The following is a 23,873-nucleotide window of genomic DNA, read 5'->3' as shown; positions in this document are numbered from 1 at the left end:
AAAACTTTGTAACAAGCCGGATCGCATCCGGTATCTGCTAGAGACAGCCGTCGTTCAATCACCTCACTGACCCTTTTGCCATGCACCTTCCACGTTATGCCCTCCCTGGAATTCTCGGCAGTCTCCTGCTTGCCACAACCGCGTTCGCCGCTCCGGTGAATGATAACTTCGCCAGTCGCATCGTGTTGTCGGGGAGTGACTCGATCACGACGTCTGGCACCAATGTCGGTGCGACGAAGGAGAGCGGGGAGCCCAATCACGGAAACAATGCTGGCGGTGCGTCGGTGTGGTGGTCATGGACGGCGCCGACGAGCGGGCTTTACACTATCAAGACGATTGGCAGCAACTTTGACACGACCTTGGGGATCTACACAGGGACGGCTGTTAATAGCCTTACCAGCATCGGCCAGGACGATGATAGTGGGGGAAACTCCACCAGTCTGATGAGCGTCAATGTGACGTCTGGCGCAACATATCAAATAGCAGTGGACGGTTACAGTGGGAGCACCGGTTCGATTGTGCTGGCTATTGATTATCCACAGCCTCCGCCTGCCAACGACAGCTTTGGTGTCGCGATGCCTCTGGCGAGTGGGGCGATTTCTGTGAACGGGACCAATGTGGGTGCATCCAAGGAGAGTGGCGAGCCTGCCCACGGCGGCTACGCTGGAGGGCGTTCGGTTTGGTATTCATGGACCGCCCCGTCGTCCGGCGAGGTTTGGGTGCAGACTTCAAACAGCACGGTATATACCCTGGTTGGGGCTTACACGGGCGCGTCCGTGAACGCCCTGACCACGGTGGCGAGTTCGGCGTTTGGTTCCATTGGGGCATTTCAGGCTGTAGGCGGAGTGACGTATCGAATCGCTGTGGATGATTATTATGCGGTAGGGGGCACTTTCACCCTGTCCGTCAGCGCCCCCGTCCCTCCACCAGCCAACGATGATTTTGGTGCTGCGGCAGTGCTGCCATCGGGGGGGGGAACTCTCAACGGGAGCAACACCGGGGCGACCAAGGAATCCGGAGAGCCGAATCATGCCAGCGAACCTGGTGGACGGTCTGTCTGGTACGTGTGGACAGCGCCTTCTTCAGGTGAGGTGAATGTGCGGTTGTCGAACATTATTCATCCCGCAGTGGTCGGGATTTATTCCGGTGCTTCGGTCAATGGCCTCATTGAACTCGCGAGTGCGGTCGGCGTGGGTGTCGCGAGATTTCAAGCGGTTGGAGGGGCTACCTATCGAATCGCAGTGGACAGCTCGCTTCCGACTTCCGGCAGCTTCACACTCACCGTCAGCGATCCCGTTGCCCCGCCGGCGAATGATGGTTTTGCCAGTGGCACAGTGCTGAATGGGGTGCCCAGATTTGTCTCTGGAACTACCAGCGGAGCTTCCAAGGAGGCGGGAGAACCCAACCATGGCGCTTCCGCCGGAGGCCGTTCTGTCTGGTATGTGTGGACGGCACCTGCCACGGCAACGTTCCACGTGTCCGTGGTCCCCCCCTCGGGCAATTCAATGAATGCGCTGCTGGGGATTTACACTGGGTTCGCTGTGAACTCACTGACTCAGGTCGTGGCTGGAAGCGGCAGTTCCTCTTTCTCAACTGCTCTGAACGCAACGCAGGGGGTCACCTACCAGATCGCCGTTGATGCCTCGTTTGGCAGCGGCAGTTTCGTGCTGGGCATCAGTCAACCGCCGCCAAATGATCAGTTCGCCAATGCGACGGACCTGGGCACGGCGTCCAGCGGATCGAATTCGAGCTGGATCGACCTCAGTGTGAGCTATGAAAACGGGGAGCCGGATGCCCCGGCGTTTTTCTGGCTGACGCCGATCCGGTCCATCTGGTGGAAGTGGACGGCGCCGAGTGACGGTTGGGTGTCGTTTGACACGCTCGGCAGTGGCACGGACACGATCATGGAAGTCTTCACCGGCAGTTCCGTGGTGGCGGAGACACTGACTTTGATCGCCAAGAATGGGGACGCCAGTGAGGCAGGGGAAAACAGTCTCGCGTTCCAGGCTGTCTCAGGAACCACCTATCATATCCGAGTGCGGGATGACGAGTCGCGCCAGTTGGGTGTGGTGAGTCTGCATTTCTCGACTTTGGGGGTTCCGGTGACCGCCGCTGATCACGTGCGCCTCGGGCGGGCAAATCTACAGCTTCAGACGGATGTGGGCCTCAGCGGAGCGGATGCTGCGTTTGCCGCCGCGCTCGCTATCGACGCAAACCATGCGGAGGCCAATTTTTTCAAAGCCATCACCGGTTTTGCCATGCTGGAGCAGGGTGCGGCCTTTCAGAATGCACTGAGCGGACTCGGAATCCTGGACTCAAACATCTATGAACGTGCCCACACCTTCCCGAAGGACGGGATCGGCAACCTGGTGGCGACACCTGGAACGCACACCTCCGCAGGTATCGATTATCTGACGAACAGCGTCCTGCCCGCGCTGGGCACCATCCGCAGCCACTTGAGCAAGGCGTCCTCACCCGCCTTTATCACCTCGTTCTCGGATTCGGAATCGACCAGGTCTTACCTCAAGATCGATGCCGGGGACGTGGGAGCGATCAAGGCGGCCACTTATGCCCTCGAGGCGGTGATTCGTTTGCTCCAAACTTTCGATGCGGGGATGTCAGTGGCCGATGCGATCAGTGACTACAACGCCGGTCAACTCAATGCCGAGAAAGCCATCGAGACCTTCGCCGGGCTTCTTAACTCCACTGGCAACAACCAGCGTGTGGCCTTCAAGAACGCGATCCAGAGTGGCATGACCGAATACACAGCAGCGTCTGAATTCGTGCGGAATTTCAGAGTGGGTGGCTCCGTGGACCATCTGTGCCCGCTGGAGCCCAAAGACTTCGAGGCTGAGCAGAAGATCATGGCCGACGCACAGTCTGCTTCGCAGTCCCTGGATGGACCGACGCTGATCGGCAGTGAGACCACGGACTTGTCGAAGTTCGTCACGTCCACCAAATCACTGCGGGAGCAACTGCCTGTCCTTGTGGGAGACAAGGCCGTGGCCAGCACCGCCCCGGATCCCACCTTTGATGGCACGGTTCCCAATGCGACCCATGCCCGGGTGAACGATTTCCTCCGCAAGAAGGGTCTGCTGCATGAAGTGCAGAGCTTCAGCAGTTGGGCCTCGGCTTTCCTGAAAGGACTGAGTCCGGCAGATCAGGCCAAGGGGGCGAATCCTGACCGCGACCTTCTCAACAACTTCGCCGAATACGCCTTCAACCTGCATCCGGGCGTCCCCAGTGCTCCCGATGCCTATCAGGTGAACCAACTGATGACCAACGTCTCCGACGGGAAAAAGTACCTGCACCTGACCTTCGTCCGGCGGATCGTCAGGCCCGACATCAGCTACGTGGTGGCCGTGTCGGATGATTTGGCGACGTGGGACCGCACGCAGGTCCAAGTGCAGCAGGTCGGAATTCCGGTGCCCTACCCGGATGGTCAGACTGAGTCGGTGACATTCCGTCTGCTGGCATCACCCGAGGTCATCAACCGGAAATTCATTCGCGTCGAAGTCACCGATCTGGCCCCATGACCGAAGGACCTCTTCGACGCGTGGCGGAATGTTGATCGAGACGCTTGCCTGCGCTGACGAAAGCAGCGGGCGTTGCCTGGCGTTTGTCGGAGATGCGTCGAGCTGTTCTTTCATTGCTGTGTCTGTCCATCGTGGCTTCTGCCGAGGTCATCCGTCTGCCTCAGGAGCCGGCGCTTTCGCCGGATGGTTCGTCGCTGGTGTTCGCGTGGCGTGGGGACGTGTGGGAAGTGGGAACGGAGGGCGGTGTGGCGCGGAGGTTGACGCAGCATCCGGCGGTGGAGTCGTCACCCGCCTACTCTGCCGATGGCCAGCAGATCGCCTTTGTGAGCGACCGTGACGGATCGAAGCAGGTGTATGTGATGCCGGCGAAGGGCGGCGAGCCGAAACAGCTCACCTGGCACACGGAAGGCTACCAGATCGAAGAATGGTTTCCGGATGGCAAGGGTTTGCTCGTGAGCGTCACGCGGGATCACTTCTGGAAGTATGCGAACAGGCTCGCACGGCTCGATGTGACGACGCGGAAGGCCGAGGAGGTGCTGCTGGATGATTATGCGACGGAGGGCTCGGTCTCGCCGGATGGGAAGCGGGTGCTGTTCACCCGGGAGGGGGAAGTCTGGTGGCGGCAGGGGTATCGCGGGTCGCGTGCGGGGCAGACATGGCTGCTGAATCGCGAGGACGGCAGTTGCAGGAAGGTCATCGGGGAAAGCACGGAGACGCGCTGGCCGCTGTGGAAGCCGGACGGAAAGGGTTTCTACCATGTCTCCAGCCGCAAGGACGGGGTCTTCAATCTGTGGGAGCATGATCTCGCCAGCGGGAAGAACCGCCAGCTCACCCAGTTCAACACAGACTCGGTGGTGTTTCCCACGCTTTCACGGGATGGCTCGGTCCTGGTGTTCCGGCATCAGTTTGACCTCTATCGCCTGCGCACGGACGGGAAGTCGCAGCCGGAGAAGATCGTCATCGAAGAAGTGGGGGACATCGTGCAGTCGCCCGTGGACCGCACGGTGCTGGATCGCGCGACGAGCATCACCTTCACTGACAACGGCCTGCAGATGGCATTCATCTCCGGCGGGGATGTGTGGGTGATGGACACGGAGCTGAAGGAGCCGCGTCAGGTGACGAAATCGGCCGAGGAGGAGCGTGCGGTCGTGTTTTCGCCGGATGCGAAGGCGTTGTGGTTCGTGAGCGATGCGGAAGGGCAGGCGGACATCTGGAAGGCGGAGCCGGCCAACGCGAAGAAGTTCTGGTGGGAGAATCGTGACTTCAAACTGACACGCATCACGAACGACGTGGAGGTCGAATCGCGCCTGCAATTCTCGCCGGACGGCAAGCGGCTGGCCTACACGAGGGAGCGTGGCGATCTGTGGCTGGCGGATGGCGACGGGAAGAACGCGAAGCGCATTGTGGAGTCGTGGAACCAGCCCAGCTTCAGCTTTTCACCGGACAGCACGTGGATCGTGTATTCGCACAGCGATGAGTGGTTCAACAGCGACATCTGGCTGCTGCCGCTGGATGGTTCGCGGCCGCCCTTCAACCTCTCCCGGCATCCCGACAACGACGAGTCGCCGGTGTGGTCGCCCGACGGCAAGATGATCGCCTGGACCGGCCGGCGGCAGGGGGATGAGATCGACATCTACTATGCCTGGGTGCGTGCAGAGGACGATGAGCAGACGAAACGCGAGCGGGTGCTGGCGAAGGCACGGGAAAAGATCTCCAAATCCCAGCCGCCGCCGGTTCTGGTGCCGGCTGGGAAATCGACCAAGCCTGCGGTGCCGACACGTGCGGTCACGGCGGAGGTGAAGGAGGCGCCGAAAGCTGCCGGCCTGCCGCCAGCCAAGACTGAGGCCAAACCGGTGGACAAAACGAAGGAGGAAGACACGGCCAAGGAAGAACCGAAGAAGGTGGTGCCCGCACCGAAGCCGAAGATGGCGATGAAGATCGACCTGGAGGACATCCACGAGCGCATCCGGCACATCTCATTGCCCAACATGGCCGAGTTCGGCCTCGTGTGGTCGCCGGACTCGAAGAAACTGGCCTTCACCGTGATGCGGGAGGACAAACAGACCGCCACCTACACCGTGGAGTTTCCCGACGACCTGCGGCCAAAACTGCTGGTGCCGAACAGCATCACGCAGGCACGCTGGATCAAGAACAACGACCAGATCGTGGGCCTGAACGAGGGCTCGCCGGTGAGCGTGACAACGAAGACTTCTCCCAGCATGACCACGCATCGCTTCAAAGCGCAGCAAAGCGTGGTCCGCGCTGAAAAGCAGCGGGCCGTGTTCGACCAGTGCTGGCGTGTGATGCGCGATCATTACTACGACGACCATCTGGGAAACCGCGACTGGGATGCCGTGCGTGCCAAATACGCGCCAGTGGCCGCCGCCATGCCGGACATGCGCTCCGTGGTGGAGGTGGTGCAGCTCATGTTGGGGGAATTGAACGGCTCGCACCTCGGATTCACCCTGGAAGCATCGTCTGCTTCATCTGCGAACACCTGGAAGGACGAGACGGCGCATCTGGGGCTGCGATTTGATCCGACGCATGCCGGTCCAGGCTGGAAAGTGCGTGATGTGCTGGCCAAAAGCCCCGCCAGCCAGCGCCAGAGCCGCATCCGGGCCGGGGAACTGATCCTGCGCGTGGATGATCGTGAAGTGCGGCCCGGAATGGACGTGAGCGAGGTGCTGAACGGACCGCCGGAACGCGACATCAGCCTTCGGGTGAAAGCGGCGGACGGGAAGGAGCGCGAGGTCACGCTGCGGCCGATCAGCTACCTGGCTGCGCGGAAGCTGCTCTACGAGCAGTGGATCAAACAGAACCGCACCGTGGTGGAGCAGGCGTCGAAAGGCACGCTGGGCTACCTGCACATCACTGCCATGGACGATGCGAGCTTTGAGCGCTTCCAGGAGGAGCTTTATGCCGCCGGGGCAGGGAAAGACGCCTTGGTGATCGATGTGCGTGAAAACGGCGGCGGATCGACGGCGGACCATCTGCTCACCGCGCTGACGCAGCCGCGGCACGCCATCGCCTTGCCACGGGGCAGTCCGAAGGCTGGCTACCCGCAGGATCGCATGGTGTATGCCACCTGGAGCAAGCCGGTCGTCGTCTTGTGCAATCAGAACAGCTACAGCAATGCAGAGATCTTCAGCCATGCGATGAAGACGCTGCATCGTGGCCAGGTGGTCGGTGTGCCGACCGCCGGCGGAGTCATCAGCACAGGCAGCACTCGGATCATGGACGTGGGATCGCTGCGGTTGCCATTCCGTGGCTGGTATGGGCTGGAAACGGGCATCGACATGGAATTGAACGGAGCTGTGCCTGACCACGTGCTGTGGCCGCAGCCGGGCGACTGGCCGAAGGGCATCGACACGCAGTTGCAAAAAGCCATCGGAGTGCTGACGGCGGACGTCGCCAAGTGGAAGCAGCGCCCGCAGCCGAAATTGCTGAAGGCGAGCGAGCGGAAGCTGCCGTGACGCGGAGCCGCCGCGCATTCAGCTTTCCGCCCGAGACGGACATCGGGCGTCCCGTTCCATGCATACACCCAGTCGGCGTGCGCGAACTCCGGGCATGAAGACACTCACACTTATCATGCTGGCCTCCGCCGCAGCGGTCGCGATCGCTCCCGCGGAGGACAAGAAAGACGACAAGACCCTGGGTGAAAAAACCAAGGAGATGCTGCAGAAGGCCGGTGAAAAGACCAAGGAAGCCGGTCAGGCCGTCGTGGACGGCACCAAGAAGGCCGCCGAGGCTCTCGTTGACGCCGTCACCCCTGATTCCGATGCCAACAAGGTCGATGTGAAGATCGACGACAGCGGGATCGACATGCCCGCCACCTTGAGCGCCGGCAAAACGGCGTTTGTGGTGAAGAACGCCGGCAAGGAGAAGCACAACTTCCGCATCAAATGCGAAGGCCTGGATGAGAAGTTCCTCATGAACGTCAGCAGTGACGACACCAAGGTCATGCACGTGGACCTGAAGCCGGGAACCTATGAAATCACCTGCCCGGAGAAGGAACAGGAAGGCAATCCGATGAAGCGCATGCTGACCGTCGGACAGTGAATGGGTGATCGCTGCCCAAGGTTGCGAATGGAAGCGACGGCCGCAGGGCCGCCGCTTCTTTGCTGTCGTGGGGACAGTTTCTCAATCTTCAATCACGACGCGTTGCACCACGCGGGTGTCGCCATCCATCACGTAATGGACGCTGACCGGCAGTCCCACACGGATGCGTGACTTCACCTCGTCCGCATTGACGACTTTGCCGCCCTTGGTGACGTAGGTCACCGCCTTGCCGTAGCGATAGGTCACGGGTCCGGTGGTTTCCTGCACGATGAAGGTGGTGCCGGGCACAAACTGGCTGATCGTGCCATTGGAGGTGGTCACCTGTGTGGTGGTGGAACCATCCGGATTCAGCGTGGTGGTCCGGGTGGTGGAGTTTTGCGCCAGGGCGGCGGTGGAGGCCAGCAGGGCCAGAGTGAGAATGGAGAGAGATGTTTTCATAGCGATACAGGGAGTGAATCGCCATGAGTGGCGCTGTGGCCGGAGAGGTGCGCCCGGTTAAGGCATCAGGCGGCGGCCTGATCGGGCTCCGGGTGGGGCTCGCGTGGAAAATGTCAGCCCTGGCTGCGCTGGAGCTCCCAAAAGCCGGAGGGTGGCATCCGCGAGGCTCCCATCTCGCTGGAATTGAAGCTCGCGCTCGGCCTTTCCTCCTGATGAATCTCCCCGCGCCAGCCATCTGGCAGCACGATGGCGTTTTCGACGAATTCTTTGAAGCGCAGCAGGTCGCTGCCCACCCGCGCTTTCACCAGCCCGATCGCTGACACCGTCTTCTCCAGCACACCCTCGGGCTCGTAGTCCAAATGCAGGGAAAGGCGCGTGCAGCATCCGCCCACGGCATCAAACTCCACACGTCCGGCCATCTTCACGCCGCCCGTCGTGCGCCAGGTGATGAGGTGATCGGGTTCCTGCTCCAGGATCTCCGCCTCCCAGGTTTTTTTGCGTCCGGCGATCTGCGCCTCCCAGTGCACATGCTGGAAGTCGTCCTGGCGCACATTCGTCACGCCTTCCATGAACAGGGGGAAGTCCTCAAAGCGGGTCCACTGGTTGTAAACGGCTTGCAGAGGCAGATCAATGTCGATGGCGCGGTCGATGGTGTTCATAGGTGACGGAGCTGCGGGATTTAGAGGTGTAATCGCGTGCACGGCCCATTCTGGACGCCTTCTGGCATCGGGCTGCGGCTACAGCCTCTGCATCGGCAGCGCCCGCATCATGATCTCCTTCTGCTGGAAACGCGTGGTCAGCACCTTGCGGTAACGGCCCCACCACGCGGCATCGAGAGTGTCGGTCACCACCTCATACATCACCATCTCATCCCGTGTCTCGCGGGTGCCGTCCTTCCAGCGTCCTTCGGCCGGCGCGTGCACATACGCCGTCACTCCACCAAACTCGAGCGTGAGGCTGGCTTTCACCTCCTCGTGAAGATGCGCCGGCAGCGGATGATGCGCATTGTCGTAGAGCGGCAGGAGGATCTGGACGAGGTGGCCCTGCATGGCAGTGAACCGGGTGCCCTACCGGCCGTGCGTCTTGAGTGTTTTGCCGGCGGTTTTGCGGCGCGGCATGCGTGTGATCCGCAGTGTCGTCGAGCCCTGCTCCGCCAGCATGTCCGCACCCGTCCACAGCCGGATGGCGCCGCGGAAGGCATCCTGATTGTCGCCGATGAAACAGCCTTCGGGGACGGGATCGAGGTGCTTGGCATTTCCGCCACCGAGCTGGAAGCGATCCGGCTGAAAAATGTCACGCAGCAGCAGCACGGCGCGGTTCACGGCTTTGAGCCAGCGGCGTCTGCCACGTGAATCCAGCGCCTCTTTGCTCAGACGGTCGAGAAGGGCCTCTGATTTTGAAAGTGGCATCATGCCGATCTCCAGCGGCACCACCGTGTCATCCGCGATGAGGGCCGCGCCCACGCTGGTGCCCAGGCCGAGGAAGAGCAGTCGTCCGCCGTCGTAATTGGCCAGCGCTTGCATGGCAGCGTCATTGACGATGCGCACGGGCCGCTTGAATGCCTTGGCGAAATCGTAGTTCATCCAGCCTCCGGCGAGGTTCAGCGGCTCGCGTGCGATGCGGCCGTCGCGGACGATGCCGGGGAATCCGAGCGTGATGGCCTCGTACTGCCAGTCATCCGTGGCTGCCAGCACGCCTTTGACCATCTTTGCGGCGGTGAGGGTTCTTCCTGAGGGAAAGCGGCGGAAACCTTCGTGGCCGCTGGCCATGAGCTTCACGCTCGTTCCGCCGACATCGATCATGAGGACTTTCATGGAGTGGATTGCGTGTTTGCCAGCAGGTGTTCGATCAATTCCTCGACACCATCACCGTGGTCACGTGAGGTCACTGCATTCACCTTTTCACGGATGGCGGGAAGCGCGTTGGCGACGGCCACGGACCAGCCGCAGATCTGCAAAAAGGCGTGATCATTCTCCGCGTCGCCGACGCCCACCACCTCTCCCGGATCGAGCCCCATCCGGGACAGCGCCACGTGCAGACCGGTGGCCTTGTTCACGCCGCCTGGCAGGACCATCACCGCGCCTTTGTTAAAGATCACCTGCAGTTCGAGTCCGAGGTCTTTGATCACCTGAAGCACCTCGGTCTCATGCGGCTCCCAGGTCGCGACGATCACCTTTCCCACCTGCACTGGCAGTCCCTTGGCCACCAGACGCGTGACGAACTCCGTCGGCGGCGGTTCCGCCAGCGTTTCCATCGTCTGGGCCGCAGGATCCACCAGCACCGCTCCGTTTTCGATGACCATGAGGTCAAACAGAGCTGTGTGCGGGCAGGTGGCGAGGAGGTCATTCCACTCACGGCCGGTCACCAGGATGAGCCGGTAACCGGCCGCCTTCAGACGCGTCACCGCGTCCAGAGTGGACTGGCTCACCATGCCGTCGTGCGCCAGCGTTCCGTCAAAATCGGTGGCCAGCGCACGATAGGGCAGCGGTGAGGTGGAGTTCACGGCAGAGGGCGTCGGGTCGGCACTCAATCACCACGCAGCAGGTAGATGATCAACAGCACGGGCAGGGGGATGCCCAGCAGCCAGAGCAGGATGTAGCCGATCTTGCCGCTTTCCCAACGTTTCCAGGTCTCGGTGGATGGAAGATGTTTCATGGTGTTTGGATTGGGGTTCGCCCAAGGAATCGCGGACAGCAGCGTCACCGGCTTTGTCGTTTCTTCCTGAGACGGCACTCCTGCCGGCAGTGCCGCTGCCGCAGCCCGGCCATGCATGATGTGATTGAGCATGCGGTGGCCGGACACCTTCGCATCCCTCGTGCGGTGCCGCGGTCAAAGCATGACTGGCTGGCGTGCTCCACGTGACAAGGCCAGCAGCAGCGCCAGTTCCTTGTGCGCGAGTGCCAGCAGCCGGTTGCTGCCGTCCTCCGGTTTCATCACCGTGCAGGCCTGGTCGATCGCACGAGCGATCATGTCGGGGGCAGCGTGGGCAAATTCGCGTCGCAACTCATGATGAACTCGGTTCAGGCTGTGGGCGGGCCAGACGTGGGTGTGGTGGGTGGCTTGCATGGCGCAGATTTTCGTGTTCCCGGCGGAGCGTGGATGTGCGTGGCATGAGGCGTTTTCGTGAACCTGAACGGTGCCTGCGCTGAGTGGCGGCAGTGACGGGATCACTGAGGGATCATGGCTCTCATCAGGCATCGCCTGACCGCGTGAACAGGGCCGGTTCGGGTTGGTGGCTGCGCGAGGGTTTTTACACTGCGCCCATGAACTCACACACCCCCTCCTCTCATACGCTCACCTCCAACTTTAACGTCGTCCTGCCGCCTCCGCCCATGGCCGATGCCGCCGTCGAGGTCACCGACGAGGCGCTCATGGAAGCGATCCAACGCCAGGATGCCTCCGCGCTGGAGACCTTCATCCAACGTTACCGCCGTCTCTGCAAGACCGCGATCCTCCGCACCATCAGTGACGACACCGCCGCGGAAGACGTGCTGCAGGAATGCTTCCTCGAACTCTGGCGCCACGCCGGTCATTACGATCCTGCCAAAGGACGCCCGCTGGCCTGGCTGATGGTGCTGTGCCGCCGCCGTGCCATCGATCATGTGCGCCGTTCGCAGGTTTACTGCCGTGTGAAGGACCGCATGGAGGAGGAATGCCGCAACACCGAGGCGGTCATCCAGGACGCCAACGCCGACAACGAGCAGGCGGATGTCAGCCGCCTGCTCAACGAGCACCTCGACGCGCTGCCGGAATCCCAAAGCCACGTCATCCGGCTGGCCTTCCTCAAAGGGATGACGCAGCGGGAGGTGGCCGCCTACACGCAGCAGCCGCTCGGAACGGTGAAGACGCGCATGGAGCTGGGTCTGCGCAAGCTGCGCGCCTCCTTGCAACGCAGCCACATCAACGCGCTGGAGGCCGCGTGAAAAAATTGCGGCTGAGGCATCCACGAATGCTGTTCCCCGCGATTTCATCAGTGACCACGGATTCGACACTCTGACTCACGGAGGAGCGAAGATGAAGTGATCGTCAGGCGCGAGGTCCCCAAAGGCCCCGCGCCTCTTTTTTGCCTGCAAAACATGCCACCGGAGCTGCTGTGATCCGCATCATGACCTACAACGTGCATGGCTGTGTCGGCCGCGACCGGCGGCTCGATCACGCACGCATCGCGGCGGTGATCGCCGAGGAGAATCCGGACATCGTGGCGCTCCAGGAGCTGGATGTCTCGCGGGATCGCAGCGGCAGGGCGCATCAGGCGCAGGTGATCGCCGCGCACCTCAACATGGAGTTCCATTTCCACCCCGCCTTCCGCATCCGTGAGGAGGAATACGGTGACGCGGTGCTCGCACGCTGGCCGCTGCGCGTCAGAAAGGCCGCCGGACTGCCGACGGTGAACGAACGTCTCGCCTTCGAGCCGCGTGGGGCCCTGTGGGTGAGCGCGGAGGTCGAAGGGAGGCAGATCCAGGTCATCAACACCCACCTGGGCCTCAGCAACAACGAGCGGAAGGCTCAAATCGCCGCCTTGATGGGCGGGGAATGGCTGCAGCACCCGGAATGCACCGCGCCATCGGTGCTGTGCGGTGATTTCAATGCGATTCCCGGCTCCAGCGTCTATCGCAGCGCCATGAAGGGCATGCGCGACACGCAGAGGATGATCCTCGGACAACGGGCGCGGCCGACCTTTCCCTCACGCTGGCCGCTGCTGCGGCTGGATTACATCCTGGTCAGCTCGGACCTGCGTTGCGAAGCTGTGCGTGTGATCAACAGCCGGCTGGCGTGCATGGCCTCGGATCATTTGCCGCTGGTGGCGGATGTGGAGGTGCAGCCGGAGGCGGAGTTCAAAGCTGCGACCTGAGCAGGCAGCCCAGATTTCCCTGGATCTTCTCCGCCAGCGGTCGTGAGCGCCACTGCGGCAGCGTGATCTCATGCGACCTCGCCTTGTCCTTCTCGAACACCTCGACGTGCCGCCGGGCGAATTTTGCGTCGAGCACGTTGAGATTGGCCTCGTCATTCAGGCGCAAGGAGCGGTTGTCGAAGTTGCAGGAGCCGACGGAGGTCCAGAGATCGTCCACGATCATGTATTTGCAGTGATAGCGGGCCTCCTGGTATTCGTGGAAGCGCACGCCGCTCTCCAGCATTCGGCCCCAGCGCGAGCGGCTGACATAACGGGCCAGATGCTGGTCGATGAGAGGGCCGGGAACGATGACATCGATCTCCACGCCGCGCACACGGGCCTCGATGAGCGTGCTGACCGCCAGATCGTCGGGAATGAAGTAGGCGTTGGCGATGCGGATGCTTTTCCGGGCCGCCGCGATGGCGAAGAGGAACATCAGCCGGGCGCTGTCCGCGCCTTCGCAAGAGGAGCTTTGAAACACCTGGCATTCCATTCCGTCCCGGGGCTTCAGTTCCGGGAAATAGGCCGGCCCGTGCAGCACCATGCCGCGTGTCTGGATCCAGTTGTCGAGGAAGGCCTGCTGCATCTGCGCGATGACCGGCCCCTCCACGTGATACTGCGTGTCGCGCCACCGGTCCGGGGCGTCGGCGTCGCCATCCCACTCGTCGGAGATGCCGGCGCCGCCGATGAAGCCGGTGTGGCCATCAATGATGAGCAGCTTGCGGTGCGTGCGCTCGTTGAATCGCAGGTTGATGTAGCGGAAGATCTCCACATCGCAGCCGGCCTGCTTCATGAGCTTCATCTCCTCGCCATGCAGGCAGTTGCAGCCCATCGCGTCCTGAAGGAAGTGCACGTTCACGCCGGCACGCGCGCGTTCGGCCAGCGCCTCGGCGAACTGCCGGGCGATCCTGCCACGGGAGAAGACGAAATTCTCCAGTGTGACGGTCTTTTGGGCTGAGCGGATCGCGTCCAGCATCGCCGGAAAGATCTGGCAGCCGTTTTCGAGGATCGTCACCGAGTTGCCGCCGATGAGCGGCGGTCCGAGCAACTGGCTCACCGTGCGCTCGAACTGCGGATCATCGACGCCATAATCGACGATCAGCGGGTGCTTCACCTTCTTCTCGCTCTCAAAAAAATTCCGCGCCAGGATCGTCGTCACCAGGCCGCCCACCACGGCCGCCACGGCCCGTTTGCGCAGGCTGTGGCGGCGTGGCGGCTGAGGCAGGAAGGGATTCTGCATGACTTCGTCACATTCGGTCACAGGCAGCGCATGAAGGCGACGAGGTCCGTCTTCTCCTGCGCGTTGAGATTGAGGCCGAGCACGAGATTGAAGAACTCCACCGTGTCCTCCAGCGTGAAACAGCGCCCGTCATGCATGTAGGGCGGGCTTTCCTTGATGCCGCGGAGCGTGAAGGTCTTGATCGGTCCGCGTGGCGGCTCGTTGAGGAAGCGCTCGGCTTTCAGGTCATGCAACTGCTGGTCCATGAAGACGGGCGGCGGATGGCACACGGCACACTGCGCCTTGCCGAGGAACAGCGCCTCACCGCGCATCTCGCTCTCGCTGGCCTTCGCCGGGTCAAGCCGGCCCTGCACGGTGAGCTTGGGCGCGGGCGGGAAGTCGAACATGTTCTGCATCTGCGCCATGTGGCTCACGCGGATGCGGTCCAGCGGCACCATGCCCTTTTTCACGGCACGAACCGGGTCGCCATTGAAGTAGGCGGTGCGCTGTTCGAACTCGGTGAAATCCTCGACCGAGCGCAGGCTGCGTTTGGAGCCGTGGACCTGCTGGTTGAACATTCCGCGCAGGCTCACAGTGTCGAGACGGAAGCGGCGATGCTGGGGACGGTCGTCCGGGTTGAGATGGAACTGGCCTGTCGTGTGTCCGTTCACATGGCAGTCCAGGCAGGTGACGCCCAGGCTCGGATGCTCGGTCTTGCGGTCGTCGGTGGCGTTGAACTCCTCCTGCGGCAGCGGCGTCACCAGCATGCGCAGGCCGTCAAGCTGCACTGGCGTCACGAGATCTTTGAAGAGGCGGTGGAAGTTGTTGATGGAGACGACCTCGCCTCGCGACACATCGCCCAGTTCTGGACGGCTTTGCAGGAAGATTGCAGGCGGAAACTCGGGCAGGAAGGCTTCTGGAATGTCGAATTCGACGTCAAAGCGCTCGAGTCGTGGGAACTGCTTGGTTTGCACCTGGGGAAACACCTGTCCGCCCGTCGCATGCTTCGGATGCGGCAGGGAAGGGTAGGGAAAGCAGTCCTTCTCGCGGATCTCGTCGGCCGTCATCTTCGCCAGATCCTCCCAGGTGCGTCCATCCTTCAGCTTTGCCGTGGGGCCCACCGCCAGAGGTTTTCCGCGTGCCATGGTAACCTCGGTGTCGAGCTTCGGAGTGAGGTTGTATCGACTTTCCAGCAACTCCCGCTGCAGGGCGGTCACATCAGGTTTCGCAGCCATGTCCTGCCGCATGATTTCATCGGCGGTCTGGCCGGGACGTTTGGCATTCAGCGGATCGCGGGCGAAGTCGAAGCCGAGCATCCTGCCTTTGTCCACCTGGTCATTGAAGGCAGGTGATGACGGCTGGGCCTTGTCGGGCGCGGTCTTGTCATCGCGACTGACCTGGGTGGGCGGATTGGCGTTGGCAGCCGGTGCCTGCGCTTCTTGAATGGCGTCGCGTGGCGCGGGGCGGTCAATGTCGGATGTGGCCGGTGCTTTGGGCGCGGCTTCCCGCTCGCCTGGGGGCGTTTGCGAGTTTTTGGACTGGCCTACGGCGGTGACTGTGCCGACGAGTAGCAGCAGAAGCATCCGGAAGAGGGAAGGACGAGAGTGTGAGGCGTTCATGCCCGTGCATTCGTGCCGTGGCGGGGTTCTGCGCCTGTCTGCCGTCTCCTGCCGAGCGCTCTCTCAGGGGATGAACCGATGAAAGCCGGAGCACACGGCCGCGCGGCCTTTCGTCCGCGATGTTGAGACAACCATGCCTGACGTCGGACTCTTCTCTGCCAGCGACCCGGTGCCTGACGGCACCGCTGTCATCATCCGCTACTCCGTGGAGGTGGGCGGCCTGCCGGTTTACAACGAATCCTATGATGTGGACACGCTCATCGCCGAACTCGCGCAGGATGAGGCCAAGGCGCTGCAACTGTGGGCGCGTCGTCTGAAATGCGTGGCCGCAGCCCGGCACCGGCCGGGCTTCAGCGCGGCGGTCACACGCTGCCTCACCGACGGCGTGGTGGCGGACTGCGGCAGCACGTCCGGTGTGGCACTTGATTCCCTCGGTCACCCATCATGAACAGTCACAACCAGACCTGGTTCACCCGGTTTGCGAAGCAGACTGCGCGGGCCAGCGGCCGGCCGGCTGCCTTCGCGCTGGCAGTGTCGGTGATCGTTCTCTGGGGCTTGAGCGGCCCTCTGTTCGGCTACAGCGACACCTGGCAGCTCGTGATCAACACCGGCACCACCATCATCACCTTCCTGATGGTGTTTCTCATCCAGAACACGCAGAACCGCGACGCGGAGGCCATGCAGGTGAAGCTCGACGAGCTCATCCGCTCCGTGAAAGGCGCGCACAAGGCCCTGCTGGACCTCGAAGACCTGGAGGAGGATGACCTCGACGAGATCCGCAAGGAGTACACCCGCCTGGCGGAGCGTGCGCGGCATCAACTCGACGAACGCCGTGCAAAGAAAACCGTGCGCGGAAAATCCTGAGAACCCATTCAGGTGAGCGCCCGATTTAACTCCAGCGAGACTGCGGCAAGCAATGGCATGCTTGCGCACACATGGCGGTCACGCTTGCGGTGGTGGATGCGGTGGCTGGCGGTCGTGCTCGGCCTGCTTGTCCTCGTGGCGATTGTGTTTCAGGAGCCGTTGCTGCGCCTCGTCACGCAACGCGCCGGGGTGCACTTTGCCCGAGCGGCGGGCATCGACCTGCAATGGCAGGTGAAGGGCCGCGTGCTGGGCGACCTTCAAATCGCCGATGTGACCGCGCACGGCGGTGTCGTTGAAAAAGCCAGCGTGGGTGAGGTGCGGGTCGAATACGATGCGTGGCGGCTCGTGCGCACTTTCAATCCCGATGTCGTGCATCGCGTGGTGTTGAAGGACGTCGATGTGGCGCTGGATCTGCGAAACAGTCCGCCACCCGTCGAAAAAGAGCCGCAGCCCGCTCCGACGAAGCCGCCACCGCTGGTGTGGCCGGACATCATCGACATCGACAATGTGAGCGCTGACCTCACGTTGCGTGATGGCAGCCGCGTCATCGTGCGCGGGCTCGCGCTGCGTGTCGGGGAGGGCATGCCGGGAATCCTGCGCTGTGCCGAGCTCCGCATGGATTCCGCCGGCATCCACGTGACTGATGCGGAAGCGCAGGTGCGGTGGGGGGAGCGCGAGCTTGTCATCTCGGATCTGGAACTGCCCTATGCGGTGAAACTGATCCGGCTGGCCGTCGATCTCACCAAGTTCAGCGACGACACGGTGAAACTGAGTCTGGAGGCGGGAAAAGGAGACGGAACGCTGCGGATCGATGCCGCTGCGGATCGCGTGTTCGCAGGTCCTTTGCAGGTTGTCGCTGATCTGCATCTGCATGAGCTCGGCAGCGATGATTTGTCCGGCGTGCCGCTGCCGGACGATGTGGTCTTCGAGTCGATCCGGGCGGATTTGCATGCGGAAGGCCCGCAAAACGCCGTGATGAATGGCGAGATCACCGCGTCGGGCATTCGTGCCGCCGGAGTGGTGATTGACGAGGTGAAACTGCCGCTACGCATCGCAAACAACCACGGTGTGATCGATGCGCTGCGTGTGATTCGCGGCGGCAACGAGGTGACGATCCGAGCCCAGGCCGATCTGCCGCCGGATTTGCGCGAATGGCAGAAGATCGCGTGGAAAGCACAGGGGCAGGCGACATTGCGTGATGTGAGCCAGGCGCTGGAGAACGGCATCCCGGCGCGGGGCACGATGATCGTCACCGCTGATGCGGAAGGCACCGGACAGACCACACGCACGCTGAAAGGGCGTGTGGAAAGCACCGATGTGGGCTTTGAGGACTACCAACTGCCCCAGGTCGCACTGGAGTTCGGTTTGAACGGTCAGGAAGCCACGCTGGACATTCCGGCGCTGCGTCTGGGCGGATCGAACATGCTCTCGGTGAAGGCCTCCATGCGCATGGTGGAGGTGATGCCGGTCACGCTGGATTGGAAACTCGTGGTGGATGATCCCACGGCCTTTGTCACGACCGTCGGACTGCCTGCGTTGGGACGACCGGCCAGCGGTCGTGCGGTGGCGACCGGCCGTGCGTCGTTCGACGCGGTCGATCCGCTGCGGCGGCTCAATGGCGTGGTGGATGTCAGCCTTCAAAACGGCCAGATCGGCGAGGCCGCGCTTCCAGCGGTCGAGCTGCATGCCAGCGCCGCCGGCAGTGAGGTCACGCTGGGTGCGGCTGAGATTGTATTCGACGATCAGAACCGCATCAGCGTCAAAGGCAGCAGCAAACTGGCCGCGCCATGGAGCTTTGCGGTGGATGCGGCGCTCGGGCTGCATGACTTGCGAAGACTCAACCCGCTGCTGGCGGAATGGGGGCAGGCGATGCTGCATTCGGGCAAGGTTGACGCCCGCATCGACCTTTCCGGGGATGCGCAGCCGTGGCGCGCTGAAGGTTCTGCCAAAGTGACGGCTGCGGAACTTCGCGTGGGATCGATGCCTGAAAGCGTGAACCTCGATCTTGAGACGACGTTTGCGTGCAAGAAGGCGGAGATCGGTCAATTGAACCTGGCTTTGGGGCCATGGACGCTGCGTGCGAACGGAACGGTGACAGACAGGCTGGCCGATCTGAACGAACTGACGCTGTTGCAAGGCGATCAGGCCCTGCTGGCCGGTCACGCCCGTGTGCCGTTCGATTTGATGCAGACCGGCGTGGCGGCGGGGCAGCCCGTGGACGTGGCGCTCGTGGCCACGGAGCTTCCTTTGGATCAAATCGCGAAAGCAGCCGGTTTGAAGGACCTGCCGACCGCGGTTGTGACAGTGGATCTCAAAGCCCGTGGCAGACTGGATTCGCTTGATGCCGCTTTGGACGTCGGATTGCGCGATGTCACATCACCACTCGTTCCGGCGTCGCTCAAACCGGCGTCGGTTGATGTGGCGATGACGTTTCAGTCCGACCGCCTCAAAATTGACGCTCAGGTTTTGCAGCCGCCGCTGAAAAAGCTGACGTTGAAGGCCGACGTGCCGGTGAAACTGGCTGAAGTGGCCCGCAAACCGGAGCTGGCAATGAATCTGCCGCTGAAAGCCACGCTGGACCTGCCCAAGAGCGATCTCAGCTTTGTGCGCGAGTTCGCCTCGGAGATCGTGCGCTCCGTTCCTGGCACCGTGAGCATTCACACCACGGTGGAAGGCACGGTGAAGTCGCCGCGATTGCAGTCGTCGATCGATCTGCATGTGCCGGAGGTCACGTTTGTGCAGCCCGACATGCCGAGCGTCCGTGACGTGCATGTGCACATCCGTGGCGACAACCAGCGCGTGACGCTGGACGACGTCTCCGTCATGCTGGCCGGCGGCCGCGTGAAGGCCGGTGGCGAGGTGGACGTGGCGCCGCTGAACAATCCGAAGCTCGAGCTGACCTTGCGTGCGCAGGAGGCGCTGATCTTTCGCAACCCCACCTCCAGCCTGCGTGCGAACGCGGATCTGGCCTGTTCCGGCCGTTTGCAGACCGCTCATGTCAGCGGCTCGGTCGAGGCGGTGCGCGGACGCATTTTTCAGGAGATCGACCTGCTGCCCGATCTGGTGGACATCATCCCGCAGGGTGAGAAGCTGCCGCCCGTGCCGCCGGCGACCTCGCGGGTCGAGTCGCAGATCGAACTGCCGCCGCTGATGAAGGACTGGACCTTTGACGTGAAGGTGCGCACGCGTGATCCGGTGGTGATCTCTGGAAACCTGATCAACGGAGCCATCTCCGCCGACATCGCCCTCGGTGGCACGGGCGCTGATCCGCAGGTGACGGGGTTCGCCAACGTGGACCGCATGCTGGTGAAACTGCCCTTCAGCCTGATGAAGATCACACGTGGAGTGGCGTGGATGGATCCGGAGAATCCGCTGACACCGAAGCTCGACGTGCGCGGCGAGTCACGCGTGGGCATGTACGACATCACCATGTATGCCTACGGCAACGCGCCGATGCCGAAGACGCGCTTCACCAGCTCCCCGCCGCTGTCCGAGGCCGACATCGTGACGCTGCTGAGCACCGGCATGACCTTCAGCGGCGACAGCAGCCAGGTGGCGAGCGAAGCTGCGACGCGGGCGTTGTTTCTCGTCATCTCCGAGGCCTATCGGAAGCTGTTCAACAAGAAGAAGACCATCCGTGCCGAGCCGCCGAAGCTGCGCCTGAGCTACAATCCCGGAGCAGGCGACCGGACGAGCGACAACGTGGAGGCGACCTACGATGTGACGCCGAACGTGCGCTTCACCGGGCGGTTCATGCAAGGCGGCCGTGTGAAGGCGCTGCTTGGCTATGTGCTGCGTTTTGGCAAGGCCGCGCGTGCCAAGGATGACCCCAGCGGACCGGAGGCCGTCCGATGAAACGGACCGCACTCGTGCTGATGATGCTGCTGGCGCTGCTGATGCCGTTGCCGGCCTATGAAGTGGCGCTGAACAACGTCCGCGTGCAGGTGGACGGGCTGGAGGAGGCGCAGTGGGACGAGGTGGCCACGATGCTGCGTAATCAGATCACCCTGAACGGCTCCGCGCCTGTGGGCGAGCCGCTGGCCGATGATCTGGCCTTTTTCACGCGGCAACTGCTCGTGCGTGAAGGCTGGGAGGATGTCGCCGTGACGTGGAAACTCGATGCGAATGTCATCGGCCTTGCGGTGGACCTTGGAACGCGGATCACAGTGGGAACGATCACCATCATCGGCAACACGGTGCTGCCGGACGATGAATTGAGGAAGTATCTGGTGAAACCGACGCTGGAGCGGCCCGAGTCCGACGAGAAGCCGGTGCCGTGGGTGGACGCGGACTTGAAACAAGGCGTGAGCCTCGTGCAGCGGCGCTACATCGCGGAGGGTTACTTGAAAGCGACGGTGGTGATGACACCCGCGGAGGAACTGGATGCTGAGAAGCGGCGGGACATCACTCTCACCATCAGCCAGGGGCCGCGCTTTGTGTTTGGCGACAGCAGCATCGACGGCGAACCGCCGACGCTCCGGCAGCGCATGCAGGCGGAACTGACCGCCGTGGCAGGCACGCCCTTCAACGAGGCGCGGGTGCAGCGGATTGAGAAGCAGCTCAGCTCGATTTGCGTGGAGCAGGGCTGGCTGCACGCGGAGACGAAGTCGGAATACCGGCTGGGACGACGTGGCGGCACGGTGGACGTGCTGTTTCATGTGAATCCGGGCCAGCAGGTGCGCATCACCGGCCTCAGTGTTCATCCCGACTTCAGCCGCGGTGCGGAACGTGTGCTGCGGGCACGGTTCCGGCCGTTGCAGGGGCGGATTTATCGCTCCGAGGAGTCAGACTTCTACTTCAGGCGGGCGCTGGACACGCGGATGTTCGACCTGCTCGACACCGAAGTGCTGCCTGTCGCCGGAGATCCCACGCGTGGCGTGCTGCGCATCACGGGCGAGGAGCGGAAGCCGGTCACGCTGGGCTTTGAAGTGGGATTCGATACGTTTCTCGGCGGCCAGGCCGGCGTGAGCTATGAGAACACCAACTGGCGCGACACCGGCAACACGCTGGATGGGGAGCTCAGCTACAGCGTGGCGGGGCCTGGCGGCTTCGTGCGCTGGATCAATCCCGCTTTTTATGGCAGCGACTACGCGGTGACTCTGCGCCTCGCGTTGGAGCAGTTCAACCGCTTCGAGTATGACCGGCTCGGATCCAGCCTGAGCCTGGATGTGGCACGAAGGGTGAGCGTTCCGTTCAGCTACAGTTTCTTTGTGAATGCCTCCGCCAACACGGTGGACCCGAAAAATCTCACGCTGCCCGAAACCGGTCCCACGGACTACACGCTGGCGACGATCGGCGCGAACCTGATGCATGACCGGCGGGACAATCCCGTGCTGCCGAAAAAAGGCTGGTATGTCTCCGCACGGCTGGAGAGCACGCTGAACGTCGCCGGCTCCGATGTCAGCTTTCTGCGCTCCGAACTGCGTGGCGCGTGGTATCGCCCGATCACGCGCCGGTTCCGCTTTGCGGCGGGCGGGCAGCTCACGTCGATCCAGGGAGCGGGCGTCGAGGAACTGCCCATCGATGCGCGTGTCTTCAACGGCGGCCCCACCAGCGTGCGTTCTTTCGCGCAACGGGAGCTGGGGCCGGTCACGCCGGGTGGAACGCCGCTGGGCGGCACCTCGGCGATGTTTCTGAGCGCCGAGTTTTCGTATGAGATCGTGAAGAACCTCGAATTCGCCGTCTTTGCGGACATGGGCAGCCTGGGGCGTGACAGGAACTCGTCGCCCTTCGCATATTCGTCGGACTTTCGTTACGCCGTGGGTGCCGGCCTGCGGTATCACCTGCCTTTCGGTCCCATCCGCATCGATTACGGTCACAATCCGAACCCACGTGCGAATGAAAAGAGCGGCATGCTGCACGTGACGGTCGGTTTTTCGTTCTGACAACCGCTCCAGCCTCCGGGAAAGTCCGTAACCGCAATGGCGGACCATAAATCGTATCCAGAGGTCGGGGACTGCCCCACGTCCAGCGTCGTGCGCTGCCACGATGCGCCGGGTTATGAACGCGCTCGCCTCATTTATCTCCGACCAGTTGAAGGAACAGCAGTTTGATCTGGCTGCCGCCGTCGTGCATCCGCTGTGGCGGAAGGCCTCGGCCTTCGCCGCCTCCGCGCATGGTGTCATCGCGGACGAACACCGGGTGCCGGAGTCACTGGCGCATGCCACCCGCGTCGCGGTGATGATTTCCGCGCTGTTCCGCTGCCAGGAAATGAATGTGCTGGCCACGGCACTGCTGCACAATGTGCAGGAGGAGACTGACGTGGAGTTCGAGGAGCTGGAGGAGCATTTTGGCCGGCTGGTGGCGTCACGCGTGGAGCGTCTCACCCGCGATCCTGAAGTGGACGACCTAGTGCACATCAAACGCCTGCAGGCCTGCGACTGGCAGACGCGGCTGGTGATGCTGGCGGATGCCGTGGATCATCTTTCCGAAGCTCATGCCCGACGATGAGGCTTGCATCGTGCGCGCCATTAAAGGACGGGCGTCAGACGCTCGGCCGGCGTCCGGTGACGAACGAGATCAGAAACAGCACCAGAAAGACGAAGAAGAGGATCTGGGCGATGCCGGTCGCGGTTCCAGCGACTCCGCTGAATCCAAGGGCGGCGGCGATGAGGGCGACGACGAGAAAGACGATGGTGTAGTGTAGCATGACAACAATGGGGTGTGGGGTTTGCGTTTGACGAAAAGGGTCACCGTGCAGGCACACGTTTCCGGGTGTTCGCACCTTTGGGCCGGCGTGGTTTCACGCTGTCAGAGGAGGCGGCCGTCGCCGTTCCGCTGCCGAGCTTTTCCAGCAGCCGGTTGTGGTAGTCGGCACGGTTTGCCAGCATGGCCAGCAGCACGCAGGCATCCTCCTGCCCGGCGGAATTGGCGAAGGTGCAGGCCAGGTCGAAGCTGGCGATCTCGTAGTGCACGATCTGGCGTGCGTTCGCCATGAGCTGCTGATCGGTCACGACACCCTCTTTGGCCGCCTGCGTCGCGGCGCTGGCCTCGCGGATGAGATCCTGCATCGTTTTGCACACGACGCCGGTCGGTGAGGTGTCGAGCAGATGACAGATGGTCTGGATGTGGTCGATGTTTTCCATCGTGTCGCCGCGAATCTCGACGAGACCGTGGCGCAGGCTGTCATCGGTGGTTTTTTCGATCATCCGCGGCAGGAGGACGTTGAACTGCGTCTCGGCGTCGAAAAGGCTGCGCAACTGATGCTGCAGGAGCTGGTGGAGAGGATGGATGCTTTTCATGGGTGA

At 62.5% G+C, this 23,873-nt stretch carries 21 protein-coding genes; 10 read left to right on the top strand and 11 right to left on the bottom strand.

Features of this window, described 5'->3' with window-relative positions:
* Positions 1 to 80 precede the first annotated feature (80 nt).
* The 3 genes from IAE77_RS10580 (at position 81) to IAE77_RS10570 (ending at position 7,595) form a co-directional block, all read left to right on the top strand.
* Positions 81 to 3,536, top strand: a complete 3,456-nt coding sequence (locus IAE77_RS10580) for a hypothetical protein (RefSeq protein ID WP_294225871.1) — start codon at positions 81 to 83, stop codon at positions 3,534 to 3,536.
* Between the two features lie 131 nt (positions 3,537 to 3,667).
* Positions 3,668 to 7,009, top strand: a complete 3,342-nt coding sequence (locus IAE77_RS10575; protein WP_294225869.1) for a S41 family peptidase — start codon at positions 3,668 to 3,670, stop codon at positions 7,007 to 7,009.
* A 94-nt stretch (positions 7,010 to 7,103) separates the two neighbouring features.
* Complete coding sequence (locus tag IAE77_RS10570) at positions 7,104 to 7,595, top strand: hypothetical protein (protein WP_294225866.1); 492 nt, start codon at positions 7,104 to 7,106, stop codon at positions 7,593 to 7,595.
* A gap of 81 nt (positions 7,596 to 7,676) precedes the next feature.
* Here IAE77_RS10570 and IAE77_RS10565 read toward each other — a convergent pair whose 3' ends face one another.
* From IAE77_RS10565 to IAE77_RS10535, 7 genes are all read right to left on the bottom strand, one after another.
* Positions 7,677 to 8,033, bottom strand: coding sequence for a hypothetical protein (locus IAE77_RS10565; protein WP_294225864.1), 357 nt, complete (start codon positions 8,031 to 8,033; stop codon positions 7,677 to 7,679).
* 113 nt (positions 8,034 to 8,146) lie between these two features.
* The gene (locus IAE77_RS10560) at positions 8,147 to 8,692 is read right to left on the bottom strand and encodes an SRPBCC family protein (protein ID WP_294225861.1); all 546 of its coding nucleotides are present in this window, start codon (positions 8,690 to 8,692) and stop codon (positions 8,147 to 8,149) included.
* A gap of 78 nt (positions 8,693 to 8,770) precedes the next feature.
* A complete protein-coding gene (locus tag IAE77_RS10555) occupies positions 8,771 to 9,082 on the bottom strand; it encodes a hypothetical protein (RefSeq protein ID WP_294225858.1) in 312 nt (103 codons plus the stop codon).
* Between the two features lie 18 nt (positions 9,083 to 9,100).
* Positions 9,101 to 9,847, bottom strand: coding sequence for an ROK family protein (locus tag IAE77_RS10550; RefSeq protein ID WP_294225854.1), 747 nt, complete (start codon positions 9,845 to 9,847; stop codon positions 9,101 to 9,103).
* Positions 9,844 to 10,536: an HAD family hydrolase gene (locus tag IAE77_RS10545; protein WP_294225851.1), complete on the bottom strand. Its 693-nt coding sequence runs from the start codon at positions 10,534 to 10,536 to the stop codon at positions 9,844 to 9,846. Before IAE77_RS10545 ends, IAE77_RS10550 begins: the two co-directional genes overlap by 4 nt.
* Before the next feature lie 23 nt (positions 10,537 to 10,559).
* Positions 10,560 to 10,688: a hypothetical protein gene (locus tag IAE77_RS10540; RefSeq protein WP_294225848.1), complete on the bottom strand. Its 129-nt coding sequence runs from the start codon at positions 10,686 to 10,688 to the stop codon at positions 10,560 to 10,562.
* A gap of 174 nt (positions 10,689 to 10,862) precedes the next feature.
* Positions 10,863 to 11,099, bottom strand: coding sequence for a hypothetical protein (locus tag IAE77_RS10535; RefSeq protein ID WP_294225846.1), 237 nt, complete (start codon positions 11,097 to 11,099; stop codon positions 10,863 to 10,865).
* Between the two features lie 197 nt (positions 11,100 to 11,296).
* Between IAE77_RS10535 and IAE77_RS10530 the strand changes: the two genes are divergently transcribed.
* Together IAE77_RS10530 and IAE77_RS10525 are read left to right on the top strand one after the other, a co-directional pair.
* Positions 11,297 to 11,956, top strand: coding sequence for a sigma-70 family RNA polymerase sigma factor (locus IAE77_RS10530; protein WP_294225843.1), 660 nt, complete (start codon positions 11,297 to 11,299; stop codon positions 11,954 to 11,956).
* A 182-nt stretch (positions 11,957 to 12,138) separates the two neighbouring features.
* Positions 12,139 to 12,885 carry an endonuclease/exonuclease/phosphatase family protein gene (locus tag IAE77_RS10525; RefSeq protein WP_294225840.1) on the top strand — a complete coding sequence of 249 codons (747 nt, stop codon included), beginning with the start codon at positions 12,139 to 12,141 and terminating at the stop codon, positions 12,883 to 12,885.
* Here IAE77_RS10525 and IAE77_RS10520 read toward each other — a convergent pair.
* Both IAE77_RS10520 and IAE77_RS10515 read right to left on the bottom strand, forming a co-directional pair.
* Complete coding sequence (locus IAE77_RS10520) at positions 12,869 to 14,164, bottom strand: phospholipase D-like domain-containing protein (protein WP_294225837.1); 1,296 nt, start codon at positions 14,162 to 14,164, stop codon at positions 12,869 to 12,871. The two genes, IAE77_RS10525 and IAE77_RS10520, sit on opposite strands and share 17 nt — an antisense overlap.
* 17 nt (positions 14,165 to 14,181) lie before the next feature.
* The gene (locus IAE77_RS10515; protein WP_294225836.1) at positions 14,182 to 15,762 is read right to left on the bottom strand and encodes a hypothetical protein; all 1,581 of its coding nucleotides are present in this window, start codon (positions 15,760 to 15,762) and stop codon (positions 14,182 to 14,184) included.
* A gap of 133 nt (positions 15,763 to 15,895) precedes the next feature.
* On the opposite strand from IAE77_RS10515, the gene IAE77_RS10510 reads away from it, so the two are divergent.
* The 5 genes from IAE77_RS10510 (at position 15,896) to IAE77_RS10490 (ending at position 23,076) form a co-directional block, all read left to right on the top strand.
* Positions 15,896 to 16,210, top strand: coding sequence for a hypothetical protein (locus IAE77_RS10510; protein ID WP_294225833.1), 315 nt, complete (start codon positions 15,896 to 15,898; stop codon positions 16,208 to 16,210).
* A complete protein-coding gene (locus IAE77_RS10505; protein WP_294225830.1) occupies positions 16,207 to 16,626 on the top strand; it encodes a low affinity iron permease family protein in 420 nt (139 codons plus the stop codon). The genes IAE77_RS10510 and IAE77_RS10505 overlap by 4 nt, the downstream gene beginning before the upstream one ends.
* 57 nt (positions 16,627 to 16,683) lie before the next feature.
* Positions 16,684 to 20,481: a translocation/assembly module TamB domain-containing protein gene (locus IAE77_RS10500; protein WP_294225827.1), complete on the top strand. Its 3,798-nt coding sequence runs from the start codon at positions 16,684 to 16,686 to the stop codon at positions 20,479 to 20,481.
* Positions 20,478 to 22,511, top strand: coding sequence for a BamA/TamA family outer membrane protein (locus IAE77_RS10495; protein WP_294225824.1), 2,034 nt, complete (start codon positions 20,478 to 20,480; stop codon positions 22,509 to 22,511). The genes IAE77_RS10500 and IAE77_RS10495 overlap by 4 nt, the downstream gene beginning before the upstream one ends.
* Positions 22,512 to 22,626: 115 nt before the next feature.
* On the top strand, positions 22,627 to 23,076 hold the full coding sequence (locus tag IAE77_RS10490; RefSeq protein ID WP_294225821.1) for a hypothetical protein: 450 nt from the start codon (positions 22,627 to 22,629) through the stop codon (positions 23,074 to 23,076).
* A gap of 34 nt (positions 23,077 to 23,110) precedes the next feature.
* On the opposite strand, the gene IAE77_RS10485 is transcribed toward IAE77_RS10490, so the two are convergent.
* Together IAE77_RS10485 and IAE77_RS10480 are read right to left on the bottom strand one after the other, a co-directional pair.
* Positions 23,111 to 23,275 carry a DUF1328 domain-containing protein gene (locus tag IAE77_RS10485; protein ID WP_294225818.1) on the bottom strand — a complete coding sequence of 55 codons (165 nt, stop codon included), beginning with the start codon at positions 23,273 to 23,275 and terminating at the stop codon, positions 23,111 to 23,113.
* 40 nt (positions 23,276 to 23,315) lie between these two features.
* Positions 23,316 to 23,867 (bottom strand): DUF892 family protein, encoded by a 552-nt coding sequence (locus tag IAE77_RS10480; RefSeq protein ID WP_294225815.1) that lies wholly within the window; start codon positions 23,865 to 23,867, stop codon positions 23,316 to 23,318.
* Between the last annotated feature and the right edge of the window lie 6 nt (positions 23,868 to 23,873).

The sequence above is a fragment of the Prosthecobacter sp. genome, assembly GCF_014879935.1.
Lineage (GTDB): Bacteria > Verrucomicrobiota > Verrucomicrobiia > Verrucomicrobiales > Verrucomicrobiaceae > Prosthecobacter.
This window is presented reverse-complemented; position numbering and strand designations above follow the sequence as displayed.